Raw genomic sequence first — 18,290 nt, 5'->3', positions numbered from 1 at the left:
AGGTTTGACGATCAGCGGCGACGGAACAGCGGCAGCGGTTCGTCGGTGGCGGCCTGATAGGTCACCGAGAAGTCCTTGAGACCTTCCAGGGCTTCGTACGGGTCTTTATCGGCGCGGATCGCAAAGGCGTCGAAACCGCAGCGGTGCAGGTAGAACAGCTGGTCGCGCAGCACATCGCCAATCGCCCGCAATTCGCCTTTGAAACCGTAACGGTCACGCAGCAGGCGGGCGTTGGAGTAGTTGCGGCCGTCGGTGAAGGCCGGGAAGTTCAAGGCGATGACCTGGAAATTTTCCACGTCGTCACCGATTTCTTCCGCTTCTTCATCGGCATCCAGCCATACGCCCAGGCCGCCATCGCGGGCCTTGAGCATGCGGCTGTGTTCGCGCCACAGCTGCAACGGGACGATCAGGTCGTCGCAGTTGCTGATCTCGTCGATGTTGAAGTCCTTGGGCAGCAAGTGCCAGGTTTCGTCGACGACTTCGTTGTTCTTAATTATTCGCTGCATAGACGCGCTCCTTGAAGAGGTCGATGCCAATACGCTGATAGGTGTCGATGAAACGCTCGTCTTCGGTACGTTGTTCGATGTACACGTCGATCAGCTTTTCAATCACATCAGGCATGGCTTCCTGGGCGAAGGACGGGCCGAGGATCTTGCCCAGGCTGGCGTCGCGACTGGCGCTGCCACCCAGAGACACCTGGTAGAACTCTTCGCCTTTCTTGTCCACCCCGAGAATGCCGATGTGGCCAACGTGGTGGTGACCACAGGCGTTCATGCAGCCGGAGATGTTCAGGTCCAGTTCGCCGATATCGAACAGGTAATCCAGGTCTTCGAAGCGACGCTGGATCGACTCGGCGATCGGGATCGACTTGGCGTTGGCCAGGGAGCAGAAGTCGCCGCCCGGGCAGCAGATGATGTCGGTCAGCAAGCCGATGTTCGGCGTGGCGAAACCCTGCTCGCGCAACTCGCCCCACATCGCGAATAGTTGGATCTGCTCAACGTCGGCCAGAATGATGTTCTGCTCGTGAGAGGTGCGCAGTTGACCGAAGCTGTAACGATCGGCCAGGTCGGCAACGGCATCGAGCTGCTTGTCGGTGATGTCGCCCGGTGCAACACCGGTCGGCTTCAGGGACAGGGTCACGGCCACATAACCTGGCTTCTTGTGGGCCAGGGTATTGCGGGTGCGCCAGCGCGCGAAGCCCGGGTGTTCTTTATCGAGTTCGGCCAACGCCAAGGTCTGGTTGTCCAGAACCTTGTATTCCGGATCAACGAAGTGTTTGGCCACACGATGCACTTCGGCTTCGGTCAGTGTGGTCTGGCCACCGCGAAGGTGTTCCATTTCCGCATCGACTTTTTGCGCGAAGACTTCAGGTGTCAGGGCCTTGACCAGAATCTTGATCCGCGCCTTGTACTTGTTGTCACGACGGCCGTAGCGGTTGTAGACCCGCAGGATGGCGTCGAGGTAGCTCAACAGGTCTTGCCACGGCAGGAATTCATTGATGAACGCGCCCACCACCGGGGTACGGCCGAGACCACCACCCACCAGCACGCGGAAGCCCAGCTCGCCAGCGGCGTTGTGCACCGGCTCAAGGCCGATGTCATGGACTTCGATGGCCGCGCGGTCGGAAGTCGAACCGTTGATGGCGATCTTGAACTTGCGCGGCAAGTAAGCGAATTCCGGGTGGAACGTGGTCCACTGGCGGACGATCTCGCACCATGGGCGCGGATCGATCAGCTCGTCGGCAGCGACACCGGCGAACTGGTCGGTGGTGACGTTGCGCAAGCAATTGCCGCTGGTCTGGATCGCGTGCATCTGCACGGTCGCCAGTTCGGCAAGGATGTCCGGGATGTCCTCCAGCGCCGGCCAGTTGAACTGTACGTTCTGCCGGGTGCTGATGTGGGCATAGCCCTTGTCAAAGTCACGGGCAATCCTGGCCATCATTCGCGTCTGGCGCGAAGTCAGTTGGCCGTAGGGCACCGCCACCCGCAACATCGGCGCGAAGCGCTGGATATAAAGGCCATTTTGCAGGCGCAGGGGGCGGAATTCTTCTTCGCTCAGCTCGCCTGCCAGATAGCGTCGGGTCTGATCACGGAACTGCTTGACGCGGTCCTCGATGATCCGCTGATCGTACTCGTCGTATACGTACATATAAGTCCTGTTCTCAGGCTTGGGCCGGTCGGATCCAGTTGCGTTTTTCGCTTGGAAGTCTCCGATACTGCCTCGGCAATTCTGCGCGCACGGCCGCGCACTCCCAACGGAGCCGGGGCAAGATACCAGTTTGCAGTTATGCGCAAAAGTGATGTTTGAGTATATGTAAAGAACCAAAACGACTAATGAGGCTCATCTCTCTAAAACCCACATTTGTGGTGCGGGCAATCATCGTCTTAACTGTGCTCGTGTCTTTATGCAATCACCGATAAAACCGACAAGAGGCGATGCAATGAGCAACCCTACCAAAACGTCAAAACCCGATAGCACGGTCGATGCTTGGGCCATTCTGTTCCTGATCATCCTGGTCGTGAGCACTGCGGTATTTTGGGTCAGCCATCAATAACCGACCCCGTCCGGGCCCCATTCCGATGATTGTCGGACAATAACCGGAATAAACGCCGTTTTACGGGACTTCGCTGGCTATAATGCGCGGCGAATTGCCGGGGGGCTCGAACGATCAATGTTGAAGTTTTTCTACTCATTCCTGCTGATGCTTGGCGCGGCTTACGGCCCCGTTGCGCGCGCGGAATCGGTATTGTTCCTGAGTCCCGGAAAGACTGACGAAGCCTTCTGGATCAGCTATTCGCAATTCATGCAGGCGGCAGCCACGGATCTGGGCATTGATCTGCGAATTCTCTATTCCCGGCGCATGCCGGAGCTCACGTTGGCGCAAGCCCGTCAGGCACTGCAAGGCCCTGATCGTCCGGACTATCTGGTGTTCGCCAACGAACAGTACGTCGCCCCGCAGATCATTCGTCTGGCCCAGGGCAGCGGGGTGAAGCTGTTTATGGTTAACGCTTCGCTGACGGCCAATCAGCAGAGTCTGTTGGGGGATCGCTCTGATCAGTTGGGCAGCCTGGTGCCCAACGATGAGGAGGGTGGCTACCTGATGCTCAAGGAACTGATTCGCCAGCATCCGCCCGTGGCGCCCGGTCAGGTCATCGAGTTGCTGGCGTTTTCAGGCCTGAAGATCACCCCTTCGGCGCAACTGCGCGAGCAAGGCATGATGCGGGCCTTGGCCGAGCACCCGGAAGTGCGCTTGCGCCAGTTGGTTTACAGCGGCTGGACCCGGGAACGGGCCTATGAACAGGCCAAACTGCTGTTCCGGCGTTACCCGAAGGTCTCGCTGGTGTGGTCAGCCAATGACGAAATGGCGTTTGGCGCCATGCAGGCGTATTCGGAGACGGGTGGGCTACCCGGCAAGGATGCGTTGTTCAGTGCGGTCAACACCTCGCCGGCGGCGTTACAGGCGACGGTCGACGGACGCATCAGCGTGCTGTTGGGCGGGCACTTCACGTTGGGCGGCTGGGCACTGGTGGAGTTGCATGATCTTGAACAGGGCGTGGATCTCAGCCATTACGGCGGCCGAGACCGGCAAATCCCGTTGTTGCAACTGATCGACAAGGCACAGGCTAGGCGACTGCTGGCCATGGGGGAATCACCGGATTACGGTGTGAACTTCCGCCGTCTTTCAGCCAAGGGCCGGTCGACGTCGTATCGCTATCCGTTCAGCCTGCAAACCTTGATGCGCTAAACCCCGGCCAGGTGCACCACCAGTTGCACGATGCCGTACAGCGTCAACGCGAACACCGCGGTGAACAAAATCCCCAGAATCACGAAATGACTGGGCTTGCCGTGCGTGAAGTCCCGCGCCCGGTTCTTCCCGCTCTGCACCCCGAACGCCGCCGCCATGACGCTGTGCAGCATCTGCCAGAAAGTGGGCGGCTTGTTGTCGGCTGGATCGTCCATAAACCCCTCGTCTCCCGTTTGAGTAAGACAAGCATAGACAACCCACGGAAAGAAGATCGCCCCCGGCGCTACCCGGTATAAATATGTACCGCCCTGGACGACAAACCTGCTGATTGACTGGTGCTTCATTTGACAGCATCAGGTATTGCCACATGAGTGGAATCCCATCGGCTCAGGAAAAGGGCCTTCACAACCATTTCATCAAAAAAAAGCTTCACGATCGGATACGCCACCTGACCCCGGCAAATATCCGGGCTCTGGATCGGGCGAGAACACCGGGAGGCCTGGCCGAAAATGCCATGCCGGACTGGTTTCAGAAGGCCTCCGGCGACCAACGACACAATGTACGGGACGACCAGAAGCGCAGTCGAACCTCCAACGAAACCCTGGCAAAAACACTCGCCGGGCTCAAAGGGGTCACCGAATTCGCGCAACCGTTGCTCGAAGCGGCGCTGCAAAAAAAGTTCGGGTTGAAAGTTGATGTTGCGCAGACCTGGCTCTACGAGCCCTTTGCAGGCTCGCTCATCACTCACCAGACACTGCTGCAACTGGCACTGCGCAATTTTGAAGAAGACCAGGCGTTTGATGAACGTGAGGTCATTGCTGAACGAGGTAAACAGGCTGCCTATCTGGAAACTCAAGGAGGACCTTACGGTTGGGATTATCCGCAAAAGGGTCCTTCAACGCGCTACAGGATCAAGAAGCTACCGATAAAGCCCGCCGATTTCGCCTCGCTATGCCGTGAACTGGATATCGGCAAGCAGTATCAGGAACACCTGACGGCGATGTTTGACGCCGCGGACAGGGCGGCCACCGTGCGCACCCAAACGGTCGGCGCGTGGACGGACAGTCTGCGGGTGCATGCCCATATCGCCCACCTCAAATCGCTGATCACGCCATCGGCCTACAGCACATTGCTGGCCATGCTCAACGGCGACAAATCGCCAACACTGGACGGTGAGCGCGTCACTTGCAGTCAGTTGCATGTGCTGGGGTCGCCTGTCAGTGAGCTGTTTGTCATTGGCGCAAGCCGGCGCAAAGGTAAAAAGGTCAACTTCAGCTGGACCCATTCCGGTGTAAACCTGTTTGACGTACTGGGTTACCAGGACTCGCGGATCATCGTCTGTATTCCGGGTGATCCGGTGGCGCCGGTCATGGAATATGCCTCGCTCAAGTCCTTTGAAAATGACCTGAGCTACAGGCTGCGCGATGTGAACTACCAGCGCTCTTTCCTCAGGCTTATCCCTCACGGTGATGCGGGTAAGTTCCTCGGCAAGATCAAGACTGCTCTGCAAACACTCAAATGGAACCCGGATTTCCCTTACCGTAAACAGACCCTCTTGGGGCACATAGACGGAATCTACGAAAATGTTTACCGGGACGAGCCGGTTCTGGATATCAGTGAAGAATTTTTTGACACGGAACTGTTCGGCGAGCTGTACACGCGGCACCAGACGCGCCTCAAGGAGACTGCCGAGCAACTGGCGGTGCCGACGGCCAAGGTCGATCATGACGCCTGGTATGAACGACTCGCCCGCTATGCCGAGTGGGGGCTGAACATACTCAACGTGGCGGCATTTTTTGTGCCCGGTCTGGGCGAGGTAATGATGGCCGTGATGGCTGTGCAACTGACCACGGACATTTATCACGGGGTTGAAGCCTGGAGCATCGGGGACACGGATCAGGCCTGGAGTTATTTGAAGTCGGTGGCCGTGAACGTGGCATTCATGGCGGCTGTAGGCGCGGTTGCCAGTAACGCGCCGAAAGTGCTGTCCACACCCATCGTCGATGGCCTGGTGAAGGTCAAATTGCCGTTTGGCAGCGAACAGTTGTGGCGGCCTGGCTTGACGCCTTATCTGAGCGACCGGGTCTTGCCGGCGGGGCTCAAGCCCGACAAGCTTGGGCAGTATGAAGTGGGCGGCAAGACCTATATCAGGCTCGACGGTAACGTCTACGAAAAAACCTTCGACCCCACACTGAACAAATGGCGTCTCAAACACCCGACGGACCCGAACGCTTACTCCCCCGTTCTTGAACACAACGGTGAGGGCGCGTGGCGCCATCGTTTCGAGCGCCCGCTGGGGTGGGATCGTGCCACCTTGTTACGACGTCTTGGCCCGGTCACCGACGGTATTGACGCGGCGACGCTGGAGAAAATCGCCGATATCAGCGGCGTTAACGACGACGTGTTGCGCAAGATCCATACGGATAACCTGCGCTTGCCATCAGCGTTATCCGACACGTTGCGGCAGTTTCAAATCGACCGTCAACTCAATGAAATGATTGAACAGATTCGTCTCGATCAGCCGGTGCCGGACAGCCGCTACAACGCGATCTTACCGCACGTGATCAATATGCCGCGTTGGCCGCAGGGGCGGGTGATCGACGTGTTCGACAATGCAAGCCTGAGCGGTGCTTCGTCCCGCTACGCTGAGGCGTCGACATCCGTGAAGCCGAGCATCAAGATTTCCCGTGAGGATGTGTCTGCCGGGAAATTGCCCGAACGAGTGCTTGCGGCACTGGATGAGGAAGAAATCGTCCGCTTGCTGGGGGGGGAAGGTGCGCGGGTCGAGGCAGAGCGTGAAACGGTTTTTCGACAACAGCTTGGCGACCATCTTTCGGGCAACAAAACCTCATTGTTCGACAAACTCAGCCAGGATTCCAAGGCAACAACGCGTGACATTCAGGCGCTGCAACGTACTCTCCCCAGTCTGTCGACGGACGCGGCGCAAGAAGTCCTGGCCAATGCCACAACCAAGGAGCGGCTGCACATCAAACAAACCGGCCGACACCCCACCAGTCTGTTGCTCAAGGGGCGTGCGCGCGCCCGGGTGACTCGGCTGAACAAGGCCCTGGCCGGTTTGCAACTCGAGAGCATGGCGTCATCCGACAGCCAGCGCCTGGCGCTGCACAGCCTGGAAAAACTCCCCGGCTGGCCGAAAAACCTGCGCCTGGAAGTTCGTCAGGGTGATTGCGGCGGAAAACTGCTCGACAGCATCGGTAGCGAGACGGCCGAGCAAGTCAAATACCTGGTCAAGGACGGCTATCAACATCATCAAGCCAGCCAGTTCCAGGCCTTCGACCAGCAAATAAACTCGTTGAACAGCGTGCCGAAAAAAGGCGACAACTTTTTCTCTTCGCTCATGCATGCGTTACCGGACGACGCTCGCACTCAGTTGGGCATGCCCAAAGTGGCGCAGGATGCCAAGTTACAAAAGACATTGACCACTTATGCCATGGGCCACCGCGACCAGATGATGGTAACCCTCGTGCCCAATACCACTACGCCACGATTCCGTTCGCCGGTGCGACTGGCCGACGGCAGGGTCGGCTACCCATTGAGCGGGCGAGGTGCCGGAGCAACGGTGAATCCCTCGTTGGTCTCCAGGTTGCGGGATGTCTATCCGATCTTCTCCGATGAGTTGGCGGAATTGATGGTCATCAAGCTTGCGCTGGATGGTATGACCGAAACGCAGATCGCCCATTTTCTGAACATGCGGGGCCGGGAATACGAGGCACTGACGGCGCAGCTCGAACAATGGATAACCAGCGGCGACCAGAATACTGTCCGCCATCAAGTCGCACGAAACATTCAATACGTCTGGCAGCAGAGGGGTATTTACGATGGCGATGCCAGTGTTTCTCTGGACGTGCGCGCTGCAGACAGCCTGCCGGAACTGGCCGGCAACTTTCCTCACGTAAGTAATCTGAATATGAGCGTTGGTGGAGTATTGAGTCAGACACCCGAAGCCTTTGTGCGCCAGTTCCCCAACGCCCGGTCGCTGACGTTGGGAGTCCAGGATGGCGTCGACAGGGTTCAACTGGCCGAGAGGCTAAAGGCACTGTCGAGTATTCGTGAGCTGGAGATGGCAGGGCCGCTGGGTCCGGAATTCACTGAAGCTGCCCAATCGGTGATAGACGCCATGCCACAACTGCAACGATTGGACGTGATCGGCGTGGCGGGCGAGCTGGATGTCAGTCGCCTGACTCAACTGCATTCGTTGAGTGTGTACGGAACGACAGAGGCCTGGCCAAAGGGCGCTCTGCAATTGCCGCAGCTCAGGTCGCTGGATCTCACTCACTCAAGCGTCAAGACACTTCCCCCTGAATGGCTATCCGGTCATGAATCACTGTGGCCTGGCATGAAGCTCAACTGGGCCAGGCTGAGCACTGAGGACTTCGTGAAGGCATACGAGTATGTTCACGACAATCCTGCGCATTTGCTGGATAGCGGACAAATGCTGGATCGTTATTGCCAAGGCACGCTACACAACGCCCTGGAGACAAGCGACGAGTTTTCGAAGATTGCCCTTGGGCGCATGAAGGCTGAGGGGTTGGCAGGGCAGGCGTTGCTGGCACGGATCAATGCACTGCGCCAGGATGGACAGGCATTGCGACAGCAACTGGAGGCGTGGCAGCAGCGAACAGCGAGAGCCAATGGCCGGCAAGTCAACATTCGGGAACGAGAATCCGTTGCCCGGCGAATTCGTGAGTGCTGGCGTGATGGTCTGCGTAAACGCTATGGCGGTACGCAGGAGGCACAGTCTTCGCAACCTCAGGCCGGACCTTCAACGGTGCGGACATGGCCTGTCATGCCGCGACAAATCATTTCATCGAATCTTGATTTGTCCGGCTGGGCGCTGGGCGATCTGCCCGAACTGCCAGCGCTGTCAGCAACGAATTTTGCCCATGTGCAAACCCTGCAAATGTCGGGTGTGGTGGCCTCATCCGAGGATTTCAGTCGTTTTTTGAGCGGCTTCACCGACATTCGCGGGTTGGATCTGAGTGGCAATCAACTGCAGGATCTTCCGTCTGCATTGGGCAACCTCGGAAAACTCAGTTATCTGGAGCTGAGCCGAAATCACCTGACAATGACCCCGAGTATGCAGCAACGCTTGAACCGGTTGTCTGCCCTTGAAAGCCTGGACTTGCGCTATAACCGGCTCGATTCGCTGGATGTCAGCGCCATGACCCGCTTGAAGACCCTGCGTGTGGGTCATACCGCCATTAAAGACTGGCCAAAAGGTGCGTTGGACTTGCCCGGCCTCGGCAGGCTCGAGTTGAATAACAGCGCAATCACGACGATTCCTGAGGCTGCCCTGACCGGCCATGACGCTCTAAGGATCGATATGACTGGCTGTCGGTTGACGGCCAAGGCCCGCACCGATTTGCTGGCGAGTACTTCTTCCGAAACACCCATGGGTATCTCCAGAGCCAGCTTGCAGGCGGGTATTACCATGGGCGAACCAGAGTACTTTCCGGTTCTGGTCGCGCAAAATCCGGACTTGTTATTGCCGCTGCCCGTTGTACCAGGCAATGACCTGACACACTTGACCCCGCAAGCCCGCTTGCGAAGGCTTGACCCGGATCTGCCAGGCGCCGAGGCGATACAGATGGTTGATGAACTGACGTTACGCCATGGCGGCGCTGGCCCCCTGTATGAGCAATTGGCCAAATGGGACAGACAACATCAGGCATTGACGAAAACCCTGAACACATGGATCGAAATCCCACCACAGCAGATGGGTGAATCCTCTCCTCCTGTGTGGATTGCAGCCACCCAGCGTCGTCAGGCGGCTGACCGGATAATGGCGTGCTGGAGGCAGAACCTACGTGGGGCGCAGGCCGTGGAGAGCGCATCGGGAGGTTATATCCTTGATCTGTCCGATAACCCCTTGGGCAATCTCCCGGATCTACCCGCCGACTTCGCTCATGTCGGTGCGTTGAACCTGAACAACGTGTATCTGAGAGAGGAGGGGCTAAGCGATTTCCTTGGTGCGTTTACTCATGTTCATACCTTGGCGCTGAATGCCAACGCATTGTATGCCTTGCCAGAGTCGGTGATCTCATTGAACAGCCTCAAGCGACTTTCGGCAGTCAATAACCGTTTTTCCAATGCACCTCAGCTCCAGCGTCAGCTTGCAGGATTGAGCAACCTGGAGTCATTGAACCTGGCGGAGAACTGGCTTGAGTCGCTGGATGTCAGCCCTCTTACCCGTTTGCAGGCCCTCGATCTGAGTGGCAATCGCCTGGTCATCTGGCCGCAGGGAACGCTTCAGCTCCCCTCGCTCAGCGCACTGGATTTGCGCGACAACATGATCGAGTCCATTCCGTCGGTCTTGATGGCCGATGAGTACAGGGGATTGCGTGCGGGCACGAATCTGGCCAGCAACGAAACTCTGGATGGCGCGAGCCTTCTAATGCTGCGTAATCAGGTGCTGCAGGGCGAGGAGATAGTGGGATGGACGCCAGAAGAGATTGACGAGGCGTTGGAGCGGATTGATAGCAGTAGCCACAGCGGTACCTTTAACGACAGCGATAGCGTTGACTCGATCGCAAGTGACGTAGAAGTGGATATGGATGAGGTGACAGGTACCGACGCCCGCGAGCGATGGATCGCTCCGTCAGCAGCCGACTCAGAGGAATTGATACGGATATGGAATGACTTCGAGCAAGCGCAAAACAATCAGTTCTTCTTCAATCTGCTGACCAAAATGGAAGGTACGACAGACTTCCTGACGGGACGTTCTGATCTTGTGCGGCGGGTCCATACCGTACTGAGGGTGGCCGATAGCGACGCAGGTCTGAGGGATACGATATTCGAAATGGCGAGGTCTGGCGCAACCTGCGTTGATGGTCAAATCCTGTTGTTCAGCGATATAGAAGTTAAGGCTTTCGAATTTGAGACCACGAAGTCAACTTCCCCGGGCCAACAAGGTAACGTCTTGTTCAGACTTGGCAGGAGCCTGTTTCGCCTTGGGAAAGTCGAGGAAATCGCTAACCGCGACATTGTCCAGCGACAGGCAAAGCGCCGTTCAACTGATCCGGCGGAAGTGCGGTTAGCCTATCGTATCGGCCTTGCCGAGCGACTTGAGTTGCCGGGGCAACCAAGAGGCATGCGCTACAGCGGCAACGTTACGCCAGTCATGCTGGATGCGGCCCATGCTGAAGTGATCGCGGCAGAACAATCTTCGGCATTTATTGATGATTTGGTCGGCCGCAATTACTGGAGCGACTATTTGAAGGACAAATACCCTGAACGGTTCGCCCAGGTGCGAGAGGGTTTTGCAGGCAGAGAGCATGATGTAGACGAGGCGTATCCAAATTACGGCGAAGGCGACGAAGAGCAGTACAAAACCGCCATGCAGGCGATAGAGGTAGACCTTCTCTTCGAGCAAGGAACGTTGGTGCGCGAATTGTCTGAAAAAGAACGGACGCTGGTGGGGCTGTAACGTTCACCTGCAGCTTTCACAAGAACCCCGGGAGTCGCACCAGTCGACTCCCGGGACCACCATCAGTTGTCGTAACCCAGGTTCGGCGCCAGCCACCGCTCGGTCACGCTCAACTCCTGACCCTTGCGCGAGGTGTAGCTCTGCACCTGATCCTTGTCGATCTTGCCCACGGCAAAATACTGCGCCTGCGGGTGAGCGAAGTACCAACCGCTGACCGCTGCCGCCGGGAACATCGCGTAGTGCTCGGTGAGGAATACGCCGCTGCGGCCGGCTTTCATTTCCGAGGCCTCAGGGTCCAGCAACTTGAACAACGTGGATTTCTCGGTGTGATCCGGGCAGGCCGGGTAGCCCGGAGCAGGGCGGATACCGGTGTATAGCTCTTTGATCAGCGCCTCGTTGTCGAGCGTCTCGTCCTTGGCATAACCCCAGTAGTCTTTACGGACCTGCTGGTGCAGCCACTCGGCGCAAGCCTCGGCCAGGCGATCGGCCAGTGCCTTGACCATAATCGAGTTGTAATCGTCGCCGGCATCCTGATAGGCCTTGGCCACTTCTTCGGCACCGATACCGGCGGTGGTGATGAAACCACCCACGTAGTCGGTCACTTCGCTGTCCTTCGGTGCAACGAAGTCAGCCAGGGAGAAGTTCGGTTTGCCATCGGTCTTGATGATCTGCTGACGCAAGTGATGCAGCTTGGCAATCGGCTTGCCGTCATCGCCATAGACTTCAATGTCATCCTCACGCACCTGATTGGCCGGCCAGAAGCCGAACACCGCACGGGCGCTGATGAGTTTCTCGTCGATCAGCTTGGCGAGCATTTCCTGGGCATCGGCGAACAGCGCGGTGGCGGCTTCACCGACCACTTCGTCCTGCAGAATGCGCGGGTACTTGCCGGCCAGGTCCCAGGAGATAAAGAACGGTGTCCAGTCGATGTATTCGGCCAGGACTTTCAAGTCGATGTTGTCCAGCACCTTGGCACCGGTGAACGTTGGTTTGACCGGCGCGTAAGTGCTCCAGTCAAACTGCGGCTTCTTGGCAATGGCCGCCGGGTAGCTCAGGCGTTCGGTGCGGGCGCTGCGGTTGGCAGTGCGCTCGCGGACTTCGATGTATTCCAGGCGGGTCTTCTCGACGAACGCCGGTTTCAATTCCTTGGACAGCAACTGCGTCGCCACGCCCACGGCGCGGGAGGCGTCGGTGACGTAGATCACCGCATCATTGCTGTACTTCGGCTCGATTTTCACCGCCGTGTGGGCCTTGGAGGTGGTCGCGCCGCCGATCATCAGTGGCAGATGGAAGTCCTGACGCTGCATCTCGCGGGCGACGTGGACCATTTCATCCAGCGAAGGGGTGATCAGGCCAGACAGGCCGATGATGTCGCACTTCTGCTCCTTGGCCACTTGCAGGATTTTCTCCGCAGGCACCATCACGCCGAGGTCGACGATGTCGTAGCCGTTACAGCCCAGCACCACGCCAACGATGTTCTTGCCGATGTCGTGCACGTCGCCTTTTACCGTGGCCATGAGGATCTTGCCCTTGGCTTCCGGCTTGTCGCCTTTTTCCAGTTCGATGAACGGGATCAAGTGGGCCACGGCCTGCTTCATTACGCGGGCGGATTTCACCACCTGCGGCAGGAACATTTTGCCGGCGCCGAACAGGTCGCCGACGATGTTCATGCCAGACATCAGCGGGCCTTCGATCACTTCAATCGGGCGAGCGAACGACTGACGGGATTCTTCAGTGTCTTCAACAATGTGCGTGGTGATGCCTTTGACCAGCGCATGCTCCAGACGCTTGTTGACGTCCCAGCTGCGCCATTCTTCGGTCTCGGCTTCCTTGACGCTGCCGTCGCCCTTGTACTTGTCGGCAATGGCGAGGAGGGCGTCGGTGCCTTCCGGGGTGCGGTTGAGCACTACGTCTTCCACGGCGTCACGCAGTTCGGCCGGGATCTGGTCGTAGATCTCCAACTGACCGGCGTTGACAATACCCATGGTCAGGCCGTTGCGGATCGCATACAGCAGGAACACCGAGTGAATCGCCTCGCGCACCGGGTTGTTGCCACGGAACGAGAACGACACGTTGGACACGCCGCCCGAGGTCAGCGCGTATGGCAGTTCGTCACGGATGTAGGCACAGGCGTTGATGAAGTCCACAGCGTAGTTGTTGTGTTCTTCGATACCGGTGGCCACGGCGAAGATGTTCGGGTCGAAGATGATGTCTTCCGGCGGGAAGCCGACTTCGTTGACCAGAATGTCGTAGGAGCGCTTGCAGATTTCTTTCTTGCGCGCTTCGGTGTCGGCCTGGCCGGCTTCGTCGAAGGCCATCACCACCACGGCGGCGCCGTAGCGTTTGCACAGTTTGGCGTGATGAATGAACTGCTCGACGCCTTCCTTCATGCTGATCGAGTTGACGATGCCCTTGCCCTGAATGCACTTGAGGCCGGCTTCGATCACTTCCCACTTGGAGGAGTCGATCATGATCGGGACGCGGGAGATGTCCGGTTCGCCGGCAATCAGATTGAGGAAGGTCACCATGGCCTTCTTCGAATCGAGCATCCCTTCGTCCATGTTGATGTCGATCACCTGGGCGCCGGCTTCAACCTGCTGCAGGGCGACTTCCAGGGCTTCGGTGTAGTTGTCTTCACGGATCAGGCGGGCGAACTTGGCGGAACCGGTGATGTTGGTGCGCTCGCCGACGTTGACGAACAACGAGCTGCGATCGATGGTGAACGGTTCCAGGCCCGACAGGCGGCAGGCCTTTGGAATGTCCGGAATTTCACGCGGCGCATAACCGGCCACGGCGTTGGCGATGGCTTCGATGTGGCCCGGTGTGGTGCCGCAGCAACCGCCGACGATGTTGAGGAAGCCGCTTTGGGCAAATTCTTCGATGACCTTGGCGGTTTCCGACGGCAGTTCGTCGTACTCGCCGAATTCGTTCGGCAGGCCGGCGTTAGGGTGCGCGGAAACGTAGGTGCTGGCCTTGTTCGACAGCTCTTCCAGGTACGGACGCAACTCGCTGGCGCCGAGGGCGCAGTTCAGGCCAACCGAAATCGGTTTGGCATGTGCCACGGAGTTCCAGAAGGCTTCGGTGGTCTGGCCGGAGAGCGTACGGCCGGACGCATCGGTAATGGTGCCGGAGATCATGATCGGCAACTCGACGCCGAGTTCTTCGTACACACCTTGCACCGCGAAGATCGCCGCTTTGGCGTTCAGGGTGTCGAAAATGGTCTCGATCAGGATCAGGTCGGCGCCACCTTCGATCAGGCCTTTGGTGGCCTCGGTGTAGTTTTCCACCAGTTCATCGAAGGTTACGTTGCGGTAGCCGGGGTTGTTCACGTCAGGCGACAGCGAGCAGGTGCGGCTGGTCGGGCCGAGCACGCCAGCGACGAAGCGCGGCTTGTCCGGGGTTTCCAGGGTCTTGGCGTCTGCGACCTTGCGCGCCAGACGTGCGCCTTCTACGTTTAGCTCGTACGCCAGGCCTTGCATGCCGTAGTCGGCCTGGGACACCTGGGTGGCATTGAAGGTGTTGGTTTCCAGAATGTCGGCGCCGGCATCCAGGTAGGCTTTCTCGATGGCGCCAATCACGTCCGGGCGCGTCAGGATCAACAGGTCGTTGTTGCCCTTGACGTCACTTGGCCAGTCGGCGAAGCGTTTGCCGCGGTAATCCTGCTCCTCGAGCTTGTAGCTCTGGATCATCGTGCCCATGCCGCCATCGAGAATCAGGATGCGCTCTTTGAGGGCGTGCTTGAGAGCTTGAAGGCGAACACTGCGATCGGACATTTGGACTACTCGGAAAGACCATGACGAAGGGGCGGGATAATAGCAAACCTGTGCGGTTTTAGAGCATGTCCCGGTTTTGCATGAATATCGCTCATGTTGGAGTGGGGTGCAGACCGGTAGAATCGCGGCGTTTTTTCATGATTGGGACCAGGGATATGTCTTATCGCGTCATCAGCATTGTTTTGCTGTTTTTAAGCTGGGGCGCTGCCGCGCAGGATCCGGCCATTTCCTCTGCCATTTCCTACAGCCGCGACATCCAACCGATATTCACCGAAAAGTGTGTGGCCTGCCATGCCTGCTATGACGCCGCCTGTCAGCTCAATCTGGGCAGTGGCGAAGGGGCTGCCCGTGGCGCGACCAAGATCCCGGTCTATGTTGGCGATCGCCGCCAGGCTGTCGCGCCGACCCGGCTGTTTTATGACGCCTTCGGCAAACGCGCCTGGCAGCAAAAGGACTTCTATTCGGTGCTCGACGCTCAGGGCAGTCAGGCCGCGTTGATGGCGCGGATGCTTGAGTTGGGCCACAAAACCCCCTTGCAACCCAACGCCAGGTTGCCGGAGGACATCGTCCTTGGACTGAACCGGGAAAACATGTGCGCCCTACCTGCCGAGTTCGACGGCTACGCCAAATCACATCCCAAAGAGGGCATGCCGCTGGCGGTCACCGGCCTGACCGACCAGCAGTACCAGACGCTGCAACGCTGGCTGGCGTCCGGCGCGCCGATTGACGAGCAAGGCCTTGTGCCAAGCGCCAAAGAAGCGTTGCAGGTGGTGTTGTGGGAAAACCTGCTCAACGCACCGGGCGCACGGCAAAGCCTGGTGGGGCGCTGGTTGTTCGAGCATTGGTTTCTCGCTCATCTCTATTTCAAGGACGGCGAGCCGGGGCACTTCTTTCAGTGGGTGCGTTCGCGCACGCCGACCGGCCAGCCGATCGATCTGATCAATACACGCCGCCCGAATGACGATCCGGGCACTCAGGTGTATTACCGCTTGTGGCCGGTGCAAGGCGTGATTGTGCAGAAGACCCACATCACCTACCCGTTGAGCGCGGCGAAGATGGCACGGATCAAAAGCCTCTTCTATAACGGTAACTGGCAGGTCAACGCCTTGCCGGGCTACGGGCCGGAGCGTCGGGCCAATCCGTTCACCACGTTCGAGGCGATCCCGGCCCAGGCGCGTTATCAGTTCATGCTCGATAACGCCGAATATTTCGTCCGTACGTTTATTCGCGGCCCGGTGTGCCGTGGCCAGATCGCCACCGACGTGATCCGCGATAACTTCTGGGCACTGTTCCAGGCGCCTGAGCACGACCTCTACATCATCGATCCGAACTACCGCGGCCAGGCCACGCCGTTGCTGGCGATGCCGGGGCAGAACGACGATGTCGGCAGCGTCCTGAGCCTGTGGCATGACTACCGCGACAAGCGTAACGAGTACGAGGCGCTGCGCCGTGACAGTTACGCCGATGCGCCGGCGCCGAGCTGGTCGACCTTATGGGCCGGCAACGATAACGCCTTGCTGACGATCTTCCGGCACTTCGACAGTGCCTCGGTGAACAAAGGCCTGATCGGTGACGTGCCACAAACGATGTGGCTGTTCGACTTCCCGCTGCTGGAGCGCACGTATTACCAGTTGGCAGTCAACTTCGACGTGTTCGGCAACGTCTCCCATCAGGCGCAAACCCGGCTGTATTTCGACCTGATCCGTAACGGCGCCGAGCAGAATTTCCTGCGCCTGATGCCGGCCGATTCGCGGGACGACTACCTCGACGACTGGTACCAGAGCGGCGGCAAATTCAAGATGTGGCTGGACTACGAGGCCATCGACAACGACAAAGAGACGGCGCTGGTACTGAACGAAAAAGACCCGAAACGCGATTTCGCCCTGCAGTTGCTGGCCCGTTACGGCGACCTCAACGCCAAGCCGGACCCGATCAACCGTTGTGACGGCGCATATTGCTCGCGGCCGAACATAGATCCGGCCTTGCAGAGCGCCGAACAGGCGTTGAGTCGCCTGACTTCGCGTCCGGCGGCCGGGCTGAAGGTGATCGATCAGTTGCCGGAAGCGACCCTGCTGCGCATCGAAACCGCGAGCGGCAAGCGTGAGGTTTACAGCCTGCTGCGCAACCGCGCGCACAGTAACGTCGCGTTCCTGCTCGGTGAATCCCTGCGTTATCAACCGGGGCTCGACACGATCACCATTTTTCCGGGCGTGCTCAGCAGCTATCCGAACTTCATGTTCAACATTCCGGCCAGCCAGGTGCCCGCGTTCGTCGACGCGATGGAAAATGCGAAGGACGCCAATCGCTTCGAAAAAATCGTCGAGCGCTGGGGCATTCGCCGCAGCCATCCGCAGTTCTGGTTCTACTTCCATGACCTGAGCCGGTACGTCCACGAGACCGAGCCGGTGGAAGAGGGCGTGCTGGACATGAACCGGTACGAGAATCTTTGATGCACGGAATTTAGAGGTGCCTGCGATCCAGTGTGGGAGCGGGCTTGCTCGCGAAGGCGGTAGACCAGTCAACATTAATATTGACTGTTATAACCTCTTCGCGAGCAAGCCCGCTCCCACATTGGATCCGCTGCGCTTTCCCGACAAAAATACTAGGACTTTGTACGGCGCGATGATTGGCGTAAACTGCGCCCAAGCCTGCGAGGAGTTTCCATGACCGCTATTACCATTACCGACGCCGCCCACGATTATCTGGCTGATCTGCTCTCCAAGCAGAACACCCCAGGCATCGGCATCCGCGTCTTTATCACCCAGCCTGGCACCCAGTACGCCGAAACCTGCATTGCTTATTGCAAGCCGGGCGAAGAAAAACCTGAAGACACGGCGCTGGGGCTCAAAAGCTTCACCGCTTACATCGACTCGTTCAGCGAAGCCTTCCTGGACGATGCGGTAGTCGATTACGCCACCGACCGCATGGGCGGCCAGCTCACCATCAAGGCGCCAAACGCCAAAGTACCGATGGTCAGCGCCGACAGCCCGGTCAATGAGCGTATCAACTATTACCTGCAAACCGAGATCAACCCGGGGCTGGCCAGCCACGGCGGTCAGGTGAGCCTGATCGATGTGGTCGAAGACGGCATCGCCGTGTTGAAGTTCGGCGGCGGTTGCCAGGGCTGCGGCCAGGCAGACGTTACCTTGCGCGAAGGCATCGAGCGCACCTTGCTCGAGCGCATTCCCGAGCTCAAGGGCGTTCGTGATGTCACCGACCACACGCAGAAAGAAAACGCCTACTACTAAGTAAGGTGTTCGCTGCAAACATAAAAAACGGCGCCCCGTGAGCGCCGTTTTTTTTGATCGTTCCCACGCTCTGCGTG

General features: G+C 58.4%; 8 protein-coding genes. 4 read left to right on the top strand and 4 right to left on the bottom strand.

Annotated features, from left to right (window positions below; all coding sequences use genetic code 11):
• Positions 1–11: 11 nt before the first annotated feature.
• On the bottom strand, positions 12–506 hold the full coding sequence (locus CKW16_RS18570; protein ID WP_038982933.1) for a DUF934 domain-containing protein: 495 nt from the start codon (positions 504–506) through the stop codon (positions 12–14).
• The gene (locus CKW16_RS18565) at positions 490–2,148 is read right to left on the bottom strand and encodes a nitrite/sulfite reductase (RefSeq protein WP_095129625.1); all 1,659 of its coding nucleotides are present in this window, start codon (positions 2,146–2,148) and stop codon (positions 490–492) included. The genes CKW16_RS18570 and CKW16_RS18565 overlap by 17 nt, the downstream gene beginning before the upstream one ends.
• A gap of 523 nt (positions 2,149–2,671) precedes the next feature.
• Between CKW16_RS18565 and CKW16_RS18560 the strand changes: the two genes are divergently transcribed.
• On the top strand, positions 2,672–3,745 hold the full coding sequence (locus CKW16_RS18560) for an ABC transporter substrate-binding protein (RefSeq protein WP_095129624.1): 1,074 nt from the start codon (positions 2,672–2,674) through the stop codon (positions 3,743–3,745).
• Here CKW16_RS18560 and CKW16_RS18555 read toward each other — a convergent pair.
• On the bottom strand, positions 3,742–3,960 hold the full coding sequence (locus CKW16_RS18555; protein ID WP_008154959.1) for a DUF2970 domain-containing protein: 219 nt from the start codon (positions 3,958–3,960) through the stop codon (positions 3,742–3,744). The two genes, CKW16_RS18560 and CKW16_RS18555, sit on opposite strands and share 4 nt — an antisense overlap.
• A gap of 152 nt (positions 3,961–4,112) precedes the next feature.
• Between CKW16_RS18555 and CKW16_RS18550 the strand changes: the two genes are divergently transcribed.
• Complete coding sequence (locus CKW16_RS18550) at positions 4,113–11,192, top strand: NEL-type E3 ubiquitin ligase domain-containing protein (RefSeq protein ID WP_095129623.1); 7,080 nt, start codon at positions 4,113–4,115, stop codon at positions 11,190–11,192.
• A gap of 62 nt (positions 11,193–11,254) precedes the next feature.
• Here CKW16_RS18550 and metH read toward each other — a convergent pair whose 3' ends face one another.
• The gene (gene metH, locus CKW16_RS18545) at positions 11,255–14,965 is read right to left on the bottom strand and encodes a methionine synthase (RefSeq protein ID WP_095129622.1); all 3,711 of its coding nucleotides are present in this window, start codon (positions 14,963–14,965) and stop codon (positions 11,255–11,257) included.
• A 155-nt stretch (positions 14,966–15,120) separates the two neighbouring features.
• On the opposite strand from metH, the gene CKW16_RS18540 reads away from it, so the two are divergent.
• The gene (locus tag CKW16_RS18540) at positions 15,121–17,415 is read left to right on the top strand and encodes a fatty acid cis/trans isomerase (RefSeq protein WP_095129621.1); all 2,295 of its coding nucleotides are present in this window, start codon (positions 15,121–15,123) and stop codon (positions 17,413–17,415) included.
• A 213-nt stretch (positions 17,416–17,628) separates the two neighbouring features.
• Complete coding sequence (gene nfuA / locus CKW16_RS18535) at positions 17,629–18,213, top strand: Fe-S biogenesis protein NfuA (protein WP_008150988.1); 585 nt, start codon at positions 17,629–17,631, stop codon at positions 18,211–18,213.
• Positions 18,214–18,290: the final 77 nt, after the last annotated feature.

Origin of the sequence: Pseudomonas sp. Irchel s3h14, from assembly GCF_900187425.1 — a bacterium.
In the GTDB taxonomy this organism is placed as follows: Bacteria; Pseudomonadota; Gammaproteobacteria; order Pseudomonadales; family Pseudomonadaceae; genus Aquipseudomonas.
The sequence above is the reverse complement of the archived record's forward strand: the minus strand, read 5'-3'. Positions and strand labels throughout refer to the sequence as shown.

What these genes read in the sequence shown, in the direction of transcription:
- nfuA (WP_008150988.1), top strand. Translation starts at nt 17,629, where the DNA reads ATGACCGCTATTACCATTACCGACGCCGCCCACGATTATCTGGCTGAT.
- CKW16_RS18555 (WP_008154959.1), bottom strand. Translation starts at nt 3,960, where the DNA reads ATGGACGATCCAGCCGACAACAAGCCGCCCACTTTCTGGCAGATGCTG.
- CKW16_RS18540 (WP_095129621.1), top strand. Translation starts at nt 15,121, where the DNA reads ATGTCTTATCGCGTCATCAGCATTGTTTTGCTGTTTTTAAGCTGGGGC.
- CKW16_RS18570 (WP_038982933.1), bottom strand. Translation starts at nt 506, where the DNA reads ATGCAGCGAATAATTAAGAACAACGAAGTCGTCGACGAAACCTGGCAC.
- CKW16_RS18565 (WP_095129625.1), bottom strand. Translation starts at nt 2,148, where the DNA reads ATGTACGTATACGACGAGTACGATCAGCGGATCATCGAGGACCGCGTC.
- CKW16_RS18560 (WP_095129624.1), top strand. Translation starts at nt 2,672, where the DNA reads ATGTTGAAGTTTTTCTACTCATTCCTGCTGATGCTTGGCGCGGCTTAC.
- metH (WP_095129622.1), bottom strand. Translation starts at nt 14,965, where the DNA reads ATGTCCGATCGCAGTGTTCGCCTTCAAGCTCTCAAGCACGCCCTCAAA.
- CKW16_RS18550 (WP_095129623.1), top strand. Translation starts at nt 4,113, where the DNA reads ATGAGTGGAATCCCATCGGCTCAGGAAAAGGGCCTTCACAACCATTTC.